At 66.5% G+C, this 10,540-nt stretch carries 12 protein-coding genes; 11 read left to right on the forward strand and 1 reads right to left on the reverse strand.

What is annotated here, in order from left to right; all coding sequences use genetic code 11:
- Positions 1-30 precede the first annotated feature (30 nt).
- Positions 31-729 (forward strand): hypothetical protein, encoded by a 699-nt coding sequence (locus AB4Y99_RS23295; RefSeq protein WP_441524997.1) that lies wholly within the window; start codon positions 31-33, stop codon positions 727-729.
- On the opposite strand, the gene AB4Y99_RS23300 is transcribed toward AB4Y99_RS23295, so the two are convergent.
- Positions 669-1,637: a LysR family transcriptional regulator gene (locus AB4Y99_RS23300; protein ID WP_081925534.1), complete on the reverse strand. Its 969-nt coding sequence runs from the start codon at positions 1,635-1,637 to the stop codon at positions 669-671. The genes AB4Y99_RS23295 and AB4Y99_RS23300 overlap by 61 nt on opposite strands.
- 164 nt (positions 1,638-1,801) lie before the next feature.
- Between AB4Y99_RS23300 and AB4Y99_RS23305 the strand changes: the two genes are divergently transcribed.
- From AB4Y99_RS23305 to AB4Y99_RS23350, 10 genes are all read left to right on the forward strand, one after another.
- Entirely contained in the window at positions 1,802-3,226 is a 1,425-nt protein-coding gene (locus tag AB4Y99_RS23305; protein WP_441524998.1) for an FAD-dependent oxidoreductase, read from the forward strand.
- Between the two features lie 120 nt (positions 3,227-3,346).
- On the forward strand, positions 3,347-4,396 hold the full coding sequence (locus AB4Y99_RS23310; protein WP_038365661.1) for an ABC transporter substrate-binding protein: 1,050 nt from the start codon (positions 3,347-3,349) through the stop codon (positions 4,394-4,396).
- A gap of 88 nt (positions 4,397-4,484) precedes the next feature.
- Positions 4,485-5,294 carry an ABC transporter ATP-binding protein gene (locus AB4Y99_RS23315; protein WP_248311223.1) on the forward strand — a complete coding sequence of 270 codons (810 nt, stop codon included), beginning with the start codon at positions 4,485-4,487 and terminating at the stop codon, positions 5,292-5,294.
- Positions 5,291-6,382 carry an ABC transporter permease gene (locus AB4Y99_RS23320; RefSeq protein ID WP_441524999.1) on the forward strand — a complete coding sequence of 364 codons (1,092 nt, stop codon included), beginning with the start codon at positions 5,291-5,293 and terminating at the stop codon, positions 6,380-6,382. Before AB4Y99_RS23315 ends, AB4Y99_RS23320 begins: the two co-directional genes overlap by 4 nt.
- A gap of 11 nt (positions 6,383-6,393) precedes the next feature.
- On the forward strand, positions 6,394-7,269 hold the full coding sequence (locus AB4Y99_RS23325; protein ID WP_441525000.1) for an SDR family NAD(P)-dependent oxidoreductase: 876 nt from the start codon (positions 6,394-6,396) through the stop codon (positions 7,267-7,269).
- On the forward strand, positions 7,245-7,832 hold the full coding sequence (locus tag AB4Y99_RS23330) for an alpha/beta fold hydrolase (RefSeq protein ID WP_441525003.1): 588 nt from the start codon (positions 7,245-7,247) through the stop codon (positions 7,830-7,832). Before AB4Y99_RS23325 ends, AB4Y99_RS23330 begins: the two co-directional genes overlap by 25 nt.
- Positions 7,825-8,220 (forward strand): 4-carboxymuconolactone decarboxylase, encoded by a 396-nt coding sequence (pcaC, locus tag AB4Y99_RS23335; RefSeq protein ID WP_133563694.1) that lies wholly within the window; start codon positions 7,825-7,827, stop codon positions 8,218-8,220. The genes AB4Y99_RS23330 and pcaC overlap by 8 nt, the downstream gene beginning before the upstream one ends.
- Before the next feature lie 150 nt (positions 8,221-8,370).
- Positions 8,371-9,114, forward strand: coding sequence for a protocatechuate 3,4-dioxygenase subunit beta (gene pcaH / locus AB4Y99_RS23340; protein WP_038365669.1), 744 nt, complete (start codon positions 8,371-8,373; stop codon positions 9,112-9,114).
- The gene (gene pcaG / locus AB4Y99_RS23345; RefSeq protein WP_441525001.1) at positions 9,114-9,740 is read left to right on the forward strand and encodes a protocatechuate 3,4-dioxygenase subunit alpha; all 627 of its coding nucleotides are present in this window, start codon (positions 9,114-9,116) and stop codon (positions 9,738-9,740) included. Before pcaH ends, pcaG begins: the two co-directional genes overlap by 1 nt.
- Positions 9,741-9,797: 57 nt before the next feature.
- Positions 9,798-10,540 (forward strand): thiolase family protein (locus AB4Y99_RS23350; RefSeq protein WP_441525002.1); only part of this gene is annotated, 743 nt, incomplete at its 3' end.

Raw genomic sequence — 10,540 nt, forward strand, 5'->3', positions numbered from 1 at the left:
GGATGGGGCTGACCAAGGCGGAGCGGGACGATGCTGAAAGGGCGCGGGCTGCTTTCGCTCTGGAACGGGGTCGATCCGGACCGGCGCGCGGAATACGATCTCTGGCATACGCGAGAGCATGTTCCCGAACGGCTCGCCATCCCCGGCATGCTGCGCGCCCGCCGCTATCATCGCGGCGAGGGGCCGTTGCCGGAATTCCTGACGCTCTACGAGCTCGGAGACAACGCGGTGCTGGCGAGCGCTCCCTATCGGAAGCTGTTGGAAACCCCGACGCCGTGGTCGCGCAGCATGCGCCCTTCCTTCCGCGGGTTCTTCCGTGTGGGCCATCTTGCGGTACTGAGCCGCGGCGGCGGCGTCGGCAGCGCTCTGATGGCGACGACCTTCGCGGATGTCTCAGCCACTGAGGGCGCTTGGGACGCGATCGCGGACCATGTCCTGCGCGAGACGGTGGCGAGCGCGGTCCATGTCCTGCAGAAGGACCCGGCGGTCGCGCCCGTGCCGTTCACGGTGCCGGCGGCCGGCGTTGCCGCTTATGCCGATGGCGGGGCGATCATGATCGAATGCTACGACCGGAACCGGCTCGCGGATATCGCCGGCGTGCTCGAGCCTGTGCTCGACGCGCAGGAGCTGGCGCCGGGGCGGGCGGGCTGGACCGCCTACGACCTTGCCTATCTGCTCGACAGGGAGGAGCTTCCCCGCGTCGTTGCCTTGTCCCGACCGGAGGCCTGAGCCTCACCGGAGGGAATTCCCTTGGGATGGCGGGCGATTGCGTGCAGCAGCATGCGTTGCAGATGCTGCGCCGGGCGGGGCAGCGGTACGCCGTCGCGCGCGATGATGCCGACCGTGCGCCGGATCGATGGCGCGGTGATCGGCAGGATGCGCAGGTTCGGGCTCGGCGGGATCGCCAGGCGCGGCAGCACGGTGACGGCAATGCCGTTGGCGACGAAGCAGACCGCCATGTTGACGCGCTGGACCTCATAGGCCCAGTCGAGCCTCTCGCCGAAGGTGCCGAGGCTTTCGCTCAGCATGAAGCCGTGGCTCGTCGTGGTGGCGACGCGGGCCAGCGGATAGCCGACGAGATCTGCCCAGGTCAGCGCCTCGCGTTCCGCCAGCGGATGGCTGGCGGGCACCGCCGCGACGAAATCCTCCTCGAACAGGGCGCGGGACTTCTGGGTCCAGAGCTGCGCGCCGAGGATGGTCAGGGCGAACTGGGCCTCGCCCGAGGAGACGCGCTCGCGCAAAGCCGCGGCCGGTTCGTCGAAGACCGTCACCGAGACATGCGGGTAGCGCTGGCGGAATTCGCGCAGGACGTCCGGCAGGAAATGCTCGCCGAGCGAGCCGAGGCAGCCGACCGAGACCTTCTCCTGCGACTGCCGGCCCTCGCGCTTGAGATTGTCGTAGAGATTGCTGAGCCGCAGCAGCGCGTCGCGCGCCTCCGGGAAGAACGCCTGTCCCGCTCGCGTCAAGGCGAGGCTGCGCGTCGTGCGCTGGAACAGCGTGACGCCGACATCCTCCTCGAGCTTGCGGATGCGGTGGCTGAGTGCCGTCTGCGACAGGCGCATCGCTTCGGCGGCGCGCCGGAAGCTGCCGAATTCGGCAATCTGGATGAAAGCCTCGAGCCCGGCGACGTCCATCATGTGGCTCCCGATTGAGCAATATTGCTCATGAATAGGCCTCCCAAATTCATTTGAACAGCGTTGTTCGGCTTGACTATCCTCCTTGCAAGAAACTGCCGCCGAGCCTCCCTCACGCCCCAAGCGGGTGCGGAAAGGCCCGGCCTCGAAGCCCGAGGAAACGCATCATGGGTTCGATGGAAGGCGAGGGAGGACGGCTGTTCTTCCGCTCCGAGACCTTCGATACGGAAAAATTCGAGCGCCGCAGGCTCTCGAACAAGACGATCACAGAGCCGGCGCGCGAACTGCCTGTTCATACCGAATGCGACGTGCTGGTCGTCGGCGGCGGGCCTGCCGGCACGGCGGCTGCCGTTGCCGCCGCCCGGCGCGGAGCCGATGTGGTGCTGCTGGAGCGCTACAACCATCTTGGCGGCCTTTCGACCGGCGGCCTCGTCATCTGGATCGACCGGATGAGCGACTGGCAGGGCCGGCACGTCATTCGCGGTTTCGCCGAGGAATTGCTGTCACGCCTGACCCGCGACAAGATCGCTGGGCCGGAGCCGCAGGAATGGGGCTCGCATGACCCGGAGCGCGTCGCCTATTGGGGGCAGCGCAACGCGGCGTTCAACAACACCGTCACTCATGCGCCGACGCTGGATCCGGAATGGCTCAAGGCGGAATCGCTGGCCATGGTGCTGGAGGCCGGCGTGCATCCGATCTTCCATGCCTGGGGTGCGAGTCCGCTGATGGAAGGGCGGCGCGTCGCCGGTTGCACCTTCGAGAGCAAGGAGGGCCGGCGCGCGATCCTCGCCCGGGTGACGATCGACGCGACGGGCGATGGCGATCTCTATGCCGGCGCCGGCTCCGGCTTCGACACCGAGGTCGATATCCGCGACATCCATGGCTGCATGAACACCTCCTGGCTGTTTGCGGGCGTCGACATGAAGGTCTTCCTGCGCTTCCGGGCCGAGACGCCGGAGCAGTTCTCGCAATTCATGGCGCGCGGTCGCGAGGCGATGCGCTTCTTCGACAAGCCCTCGGTTTCGTGGCGGGACGACATCGCCGTCTTCATGGGGCCGCGTCTCGCCGGCTATTCGGCGCTGAAGGTCGAGGACCTCTCCGAGGTCGAGATCAGGAGCCACCAGCTGATGCTGGAGCATCTCGCCTTCTACCGCGCCCATGCCCCGGGCTTTTCGGACGCCTTCATCATGTTGTCGGCGCCGCAGCTCGGCGTCCGGCACGGCCGGCGCCTCAAGGGGCTGGGCAAGCTCACCCGCGAGAACTGGGATGGCAGCACGGCGCCGGACGAGATCGGCGTCTCGCCCTCGCTCGCACCGAAATTCGCGAACATCTCGGTTCCCTACGGTTCCATCGTGCCGCGCGAGATCGACGGTCTGCTGGCGCCTGGCCGGCATCTCTCCTGCGATGCCACCAGCCATTCTTTCATGCGCGAGATCCCGCAATGCTGGCTGACCGGCCATGCGGCGGGCGTCGCCGCCGCCATCGCCGCCGACCGGGGCGTGACGCCGGCGCAGGTGCCGATCGCGGAATTGCAGGCGGGCCTTACAGCTCAGGGAGCCTATCTCAGCGCGGTGTCGGAGCTTGTAAGCTAGGAGACGACGGCCTTCCGCCGCTCAGGATGGTTGACGAAAGCGGATGAGCGGGCCGAAGAAGCCCGCAGACGTGACACGAACGGGAAGGCGGCAGGCAGCCGTCCCCAAAGGGAGGAACGGATGTTCGAAGGTTTTGCTCGCTGGCGTAGCGCCTGCGTCGCCATGGTCTTTGGTTTCGCCGGCTCGCCGGCCTTGGCCCAGGCACCCGCGCCGAAGCCGCTCGACCCGCCCCAATCCGTGCGTGTCGCCTATGTCCCGATCATGAAGTTCGCCACCGCCTATGTTGCGGAGTCGCGCGGGCTCTTCAAGAAATACGGGCTCAACGTCCAGCTCGACAGCGTCAAATCCGGCACCGAGGCGATCGCCTTCCTCGACAAGGGCTCCGTCGATGTCGGCGGCATCTCGATCGTCGCCTCGCTCTGGTCGGCGTGGAATCGCGGCCTCGATATCCGCGTGATCGCGCCGGGCGGGCTCGATCCGATGACCGACGGCCCGACCAAGCTGATCGTCCGCAAGGACCTGCTCGATTCCGGCGCGGTGAAGTCGGTCGCCGACCTCAAGGGCAAGCGCATCGCGGCGGCCGGCGGGCCGGGCAGCGGCGGCGAGTATTTTGTCAGCAAGGCGCTGGAGAGCGCCAAGCTGACCTTGCGCGACGCGCAGCTCCTGAATGTCGGCAATGCCGACATGCCGGCGGCGATGGAAGCGAAGTCGGTCGATGCGGTGCTGACCTCCTCGCCCTATTCCGACCAGATCCTGAAGGCGGGCACCGGCAAGCTCCTGATGCAGGACATCACGCCCGGCCTGATGACGGTCGCCTTCGTCGCCTCGGGCAAGTTCATCAAGGACCGGCCGGAGGTGGCCGAACGCTTCGTGCTGGCGATGACGGAAGCCGCGCGGCTGATGCAGGGCGCCGACTTCCTCGCCCAGCCCAATATGGACGGCTACCTGAAATATACCGCCTCGACGCCCGAGGCGATCAAGAACGGCGGCTCGGTGATCTTCGATCCCAATATGGCGATCCCCACCGACGGCCTCGCCGATATCGAGCGCGTGCACCGTGAGAACGGTCGCACCGAATACGACAAGCCGCTCGACATGGCGAAGGTGATCGATGGCCGTTTCGTCGCCAAGGCCGTCGAGATTCTCGGCAAGGCCGCTCCGGCCAAGTGAGGCGGCCGGGCCGGCTCGTGCCGGCCCGTTTGAACCGCGGTTCTCGGACAGGATCGATGCAACAACAACGAGCCCGGAGGGTCGGCCGATGAATGCCGCCGCCATGCAGGCCATCGCCGCGCCGAAGATCGGCGCGCGCAATGTCAGCAAACACTATCCCACGGCCGACGGCACCATGGTCGCGCTGGAGGATTTCTCCCTCGACGTGGCCGACGGCGAATTCGTCTGCATCGTCGGCCCCTCTGGCTGCGGCAAGTCGACCTTCCTGCGGATGGTGGCGGGGCTGGAATCGATCTCGCTGGGCTCGATCGACATCCGTCCCGGCCAGGAGAGGGCTAAGCCGCTCAACAGCGTCGTCTTCCAGGAATACGCGATCTTTCCCTGGAAGACGCTGATCGAGAACGTCGCCTTCGGCCCGCAGATGCGCGGTATCGGTCGCAAGGAACGGCTCGACACCGCGCGCTACTGGCTCGACCGCGTGGGCCTGGGCAAGTTTTCCGAGTACTACCCGCACCAGATCTCGGGCGGCATGAAGCAGCGGGTCAGCATCATCCGGGCGCTTGCCAACGATCCCGAGGTGCTGCTGATGGACGAGCCGCTCGGCGCGCTCGATGCCCAGACTCGCGTCGTCATCCAAGAGGAGCTGCTGCGGATCTGGGAAGAGACCCGGAAGACCGTGCTCTACATCACCCATAGCCTCGACGAGGCCGTGCTGCTCGGCGACCGCGTCATCCTGATGAGTGCCCAGCCCGGCCGGCACCTCGCCACCTTCAAGATCGACCTGCCGCGCCCGCGCACCATCGCGATGCAGAACTCGCCGCGCTTTGCCGAATACCGGGCCGAGATCTGGGAGAAGCTCAGCGCCGAGGTGACGCGCGCCATGGAGGCACGGCCATGACGATCGCATCCACCGAAGGCATCACGGCGAGTGACGACCGGACGCCTGTGAAGGGCTCTCCGGCGGCCAACAACGATGCGCGCGCCATCCTTCTCCTGCTCGCCGCAGGCGTGGCGCTCAATGCCGCGCTCGCGATCGTCGGGCTGTGGAGCGATTTTGCCTGGCCGGCGATCGGGGCGAGCTTCGTCCTGTTGGTGCTGGCTTGCGAGCGTATCGGCCGGCTGGTGCCGGTGAAGGGCAGGTGCGCCTATGAGCGCACGCTGGCGCTGGGCTTTCCGCTCCTCGTCCTGGTGCTCTGGGAGCTCGCTGCCGATAGCGGCTTCATCAACCCGACCTGGTTCCCGCCGCCGAGCCGGATCGGTTCGGCGCTCTGGGACCTGAGCACCCGCTACGATCGCTTCTCCGGCACGACCCTGCTCGGCCGGCCCTGGTTGATGCCGGAAGCCTTCAATAGCGAGGGCTGGGCCGGCGTCTGGAAGCTGGTGGCCGAGAGCCATGTCTTCGCGACGGTGGCGCGCGTCCTCGTCGGCTTCGTGCTCGGCGCCATTCCGGGCGTTTTGCTCGGTGTGGTCATGGGCCTGAACCAGACGGTCAGGCTGATGCTCGATACGACGCTCTCGGCGATCTATGTGCTGCCCAAGATCGCGATCTTCCCGATCGTGATGCTGATGTTCGCCGACCCCTTCGGTGAGGCGCCGAAGATCCTCGTGGTGGCGCTGTCCGTCTTCATCCTGATGGCGATCAACACGATGGCGGCGGTGCGCGGCATCGACAAGGTCTACCTGATGGCGGGCAAGAACTACGGCGCCAAGGGCTGGTCGATGCTGCGCCACGTGATCCTGCCCGGCGCCATGCCGGTGATCTTCTCCGGCCTGCGCATCGCGCTGGGCACGGCGATGATCGTGATCATCTCGGTCGAGTTCGTCCGCGCCAAGCAGGGCGTCGGCTACATGACCTTCTATTACTGGGAGGTCCTCAACCCCGAGAAGATGTATGCCGGCCTCGTCGTCGTCATGATCCTCGGCGTGCTGCTGACCTATGCACTGCAATGGCTGCAGCGCCGGCTCATGCCCTGGCAGCAGAAATAAGAGGTACGGCGATGAAGCTTGCTCTTGTCACCGGCGGTGCTGGCGCCGTCGGGGCCGCCGCCGCGCGGATGCTGGCCGAGGACGGTTTTCGCGTCGTGCTGGCGGATCGCGCCCTCGAACGGACGCAAGCGATCTGCGACGAGATCTGCCGCAATGGCGGCGAAGCCGTCGCCGAGCCTGTCGATCTGCTGGAGGAGGGGGCTTCGCAACGCCTGATCGACAGCGTGGCGGAGCGCTTCGGGCGGCTCGACTGCCTCGTCAACAATGCCGGCATGACCGGAGCTCCGCGCATCGGCAGCGTCGAGCTGTCGGTCTGGAACGCGGTGCTCGCGCTCAACCTGACCGTGCCGATGCTGCTCGCCCAGGCGGCGCAGCCCTTGATGAAGGGGAGCGGCGGCGGCAGCATCGTCAATGTCGCCTCGCGGGTCTATCTCGCCGGCACCGGCGTCGCCTATACCTCCAGCAAATCGGGGCTAATCGGTCTCACCCGCGTGCTCGCCGTGCAGCTCGGCCCCGACAATATCCGCGTCAACGCGGTGGCGCCGAGCTTCCTCAACACCCCCTTCAACGACAAGATCGTGAAGGAGAACACGGGGCTGGCCGCTTCCTTCCGCAAGATGTCGCCGCTTGGCCGGCTCGGGACTGCCGAGGATGTCGCCGGCGCGATCGCCTTTCTGGCCTCGCCGCGTGCGAATTTCATCACGGGCGACGTCATCCATGTCTGCGGCGGCACGCAGCTCGCGCCGCAGCCTGCCTCGGCGGGCGCCGACGACGCCAGTCATAACCAGACGGAGTCGGAGGAGCATTCGTCTATGACAAGCGCGGCCATGGCCTCTCGGACGTACCACCGGGGCCTTATGCGATTGCCGACTTCACCGATGATCTGATCGGGCTTGCCGACCATATCGGGCTTGAGCGCTTCGCTCTGGTCGGCCTCTCGATCGGCGGGCTGATCGGCCAGGATCTGGCGGTGCGCGCGCCGGAGCGTCTTGCGGCGCTGGTGCTGGCCGATACCGCCGCGAAGGTCGGCACGGCCGAAAGCTGGAATGCGCGTATCGATGCCGTCCGCAAGGGCGGGCTTGCCGCCATCGCCGATCCCGTCATGGAGCGCTGGTTCACTCCTGCCTTCCATGCCGAGCGGCCGGATGATCTCGCCGGCTGGCGCAATGCGCTGCTCCGCCAGCCTGCCGATGGCTATATCGCGACCTGCCAGGCGCTGAGCCAGGCCGATCTGACCGCCGCCATCGGCGCGATCACGGTGCCGACGCTGGCCGTGGCCGGCGATGGCGATCTCTCGACGCCGCCCGATCTGGTGCGGGCGATGGCGCAGCGGATTCCGGGCGCGGGCTTCGCGCTGATCGAGGGTTGCGGACACATTCCCCCGGTCGAGCAGCCCGCCCGGCTACTCGCGCTGGTGACCGGACATCTGGAGAAGCACGGACGTGGCTGACGTATCGGATCGTTTCAAACAGGGCATGGCGACCCGCCGCAAAGTGCTCGGCGAGCGCTATGTCGACGCCGCCGTCGCCAATACCGACGCCTTCACCGAAGACTTCCAGACGCTGATCACGGAAAGCGCCTGGGGTACGGTCTGGTCGGGCGACAGGATCAGCAAGCGCGAGCGCTCGATGCTGACCATCGCTCTGCTCGCCGCGCTCGGCCACCATGACGAGGTCGCGATGCATGTCCGGGCCACGCGCAATACCGGCGCCAGCATGGACGACATCAAGGAAGCGCTGCTGCATGTGGCGATCTATGCCGGCGTGCCGGCTGCCAATCACGCTTTCAAGATCGCCAAGGCGGTCTATGCGGAGATGGAGAACGAGAAGGCGGGCTGAGCCCGGCTGCYACGCTCCGGCCGTTCGGTGAGCAGCAGCTTGGGCGTGGCAAAGCCTTGAATTGAGCAAGATCAAGAACAGTGGGCCGATCTCGTCGCAATCTGGCTTTCAGCTTGACGAGACAGGCTCCGACGGAGGGAGGCGCCGCAAATGCGCAACGAGAATTCGAGCCATCAGGGCGGTTCGTTCTACCAGCGTGATCGAAGCTGGCATCCGCCGGCCTTTACGCCGGACTACAAGACCTCGGTGCTGCGTTCGCCGAAGAACGCGCTGCTGTCGCTCGGCAATACGCTCTCCGAGATGACCGGGCCGGTCTTCGGCCACAACATGCTCGGGCCGCTCGATAACGACCTGATCCTCAACTACGTCCAGACCGGCGAGCCGATCGGCCCGCGCATCATCGTGCACGGCCAGGTGCTGGATGAGGATGCGAGGCCGGTGCGCGGCGCGCTGGTCGAGTTCTGGCAGGCCAATGCCGGCGGCCGCTACCGCCACAAGAAGGAAAGCTATCTCGCCGCCATCGACCCGAATTTCGGCGGCTGCGGGCGCACCATCACCGATGACGAGGGCCGCTATTGGTTCCGCACCATCAAGCCCGGCCCCTATCCCTGGCCGAACGGGGTCAATGATTGGCGCCCGGCGCACATCCATTTCTCGGTTTTCGGCCATGCCTTTGCGCAGCGCTTGATCACCCAGATGTATTTCGAGGGCGACCCGATGATCTGGCAGTGCCCGATCGTGATGGGCATCCCGAGCCGCGAGGCGGTGGAGCAACTCGTCGCAGGGCTCGACCGCGAGGCGACCTTGCCGATGGACACGATGGCCTACAAATTCGATATCGTGCTGCGTGGCCGGCGCTCGACCCTGTTCGAGAACCGGATGGAGGGGAACTGATGGTCCAGTCTCTGCGCCGTCTCAAGGAAAGCCCGTCGCAGACGGCGGGCCCCTACATCCATATCGGCGCGACGCCGAACTTCTCCGGCATCGAGGGCATCTTTCCGCATGATCTCGGCTCGCTGCCGCTGTCGCCGGAGGTGAAGGGTGAGCGCATCGTCGTCACCGGCCGCATCTTCGACGGGACGGGGTCGCCAATCAAGGACGCGCTGATCGAGATCTGGCAGGCCGATGCGCAGGGGCTCTATCCCGGCCCCGGCGAGCGCCGGGGCGAGGCCGATCCGCATTTTCCCGGCTGGTTCCGCCAGCCGCTCGACGGCAACACCGGCGTCTATCGCTTCGAGACGATCAAGCCGGGCATCGTCCCCTATTTCGACGGTCGCCCGATGGCGCCGCACATCACCTTCTGGATTGTGGCGCGCGGCATCAATATCGGCCTGCATACGCGGCTCTATTTCGGCGACGAGGACAAGGCCAATGCGGCCGACCCGCTGCTCGCCCGCATCGAGCACCGCGTGCGCGTGCCGACGCTGATCGCAACGCGCGGCGACGAGGACGGCAAGCCGGTCTACACCTTCGACATCCGCCTGCAGGGCGAGAACGAGACGGTCTTCTTCGATATCTGAGGGCGGCTTCCGGCCGTCCTCCCGACCCGAACAGACAGCAAGCAGAGCAACGACGACATGAGCGAAGCCTTCATCTGTGCCTATGTCCGCACGCCCATCGGTCGTTTCGGCGGGTCGCTATCCTCGGTGCGGGCGGACGATCTCGGTGCGGTGCCGCTGAAGGCCCTGGTCGAGCGTCATGCGGGCGTCGATTTCGCTGCCGTTGACGATGTGATCTTCGGCTGCGCCAACCAGGCGGGCGAGGACAACCGTAATGTCGCGCGCATGTCGTTGCTGCTTGCGGGCCTGCCCAAGGAGGTGCCGGGCACGACGATGAACCGGCTCTGCGGCTCGGGCATGGACGCCGTCATCACCGCGGCCCGCGCGATCAAGGCAGGCGAGGCCGAATTGATGATCGCGGGTGGCGTCGAGAGCATGTCGCGCGCCCCCTTCGTGTTGCCCAAGGCCGACAGCGCCTTCTCGCGCCATGCCGAGATCCATGACACCACTATCGGCTGGCGCTTCATCAACCCGTTGATGAAGGCACAGTACGGCGTTGATTCCATGCCGGAAACCGGCGAGAACGTCGCGGCCGATTGCAACATCAGCCGCGCCGATCAGGATGCCTTCGCTGTCCGTTCGCAGCAGAAGGCCGTGGCCGCGCAGCAGAACGGCCGGCTTGCCAAGGAGATCGTCGCGGTTTCGATCCCGCAGCGGAAGGGCGACCCCATCCGCGTCGAGATCGACGAGCATCCGCGCGGCGACACCACGCTGGAGAAGCTCGCCAAGCTGCCGACGCCCTTCCGCAAGGAAGGCGGCAC

The sequence above is a fragment of the Allobosea sp. TAB14 genome (assembly GCF_052113865.1).
Lineage (GTDB): Bacteria > Pseudomonadota > Alphaproteobacteria > Rhizobiales > Beijerinckiaceae > Allobosea > Allobosea spartocytisi.

Bases quoted from the DNA above. Each gene is read 5' to 3' on its own strand.
- pcaH (WP_038365669.1), top strand. From the start codon at position 8,371: ATGCGCAACGAGAATTCGAGCCATCAGGGCGGTTCGTTCTACCAGCGT.
- AB4Y99_RS23300 (WP_081925534.1), bottom strand. From the start codon at position 1,637: ATGATGGACGTCGCCGGGCTCGAGGCTTTCATCCAGATTGCCGAATTC.
- AB4Y99_RS23310 (WP_038365661.1), top strand. From the start codon at position 3,347: ATGTTCGAAGGTTTTGCTCGCTGGCGTAGCGCCTGCGTCGCCATGGTC.
- pcaG (WP_441525001.1), top strand. From the start codon at position 9,114: ATGGTCCAGTCTCTGCGCCGTCTCAAGGAAAGCCCGTCGCAGACGGCG.
- AB4Y99_RS23325 (WP_441525000.1), top strand. From the start codon at position 6,394: ATGAAGCTTGCTCTTGTCACCGGCGGTGCTGGCGCCGTCGGGGCCGCC.
- AB4Y99_RS23295 (WP_441524997.1), top strand. From the start codon at position 31: ATGCTGAAAGGGCGCGGGCTGCTTTCGCTCTGGAACGGGGTCGATCCG.
- AB4Y99_RS23305 (WP_441524998.1), top strand. From the start codon at position 1,802: ATGGGTTCGATGGAAGGCGAGGGAGGACGGCTGTTCTTCCGCTCCGAG.
- AB4Y99_RS23315 (WP_248311223.1), top strand. From the start codon at position 4,485: ATGAATGCCGCCGCCATGCAGGCCATCGCCGCGCCGAAGATCGGCGCG.
- AB4Y99_RS23320 (WP_441524999.1), top strand. From the start codon at position 5,291: ATGACGATCGCATCCACCGAAGGCATCACGGCGAGTGACGACCGGACG.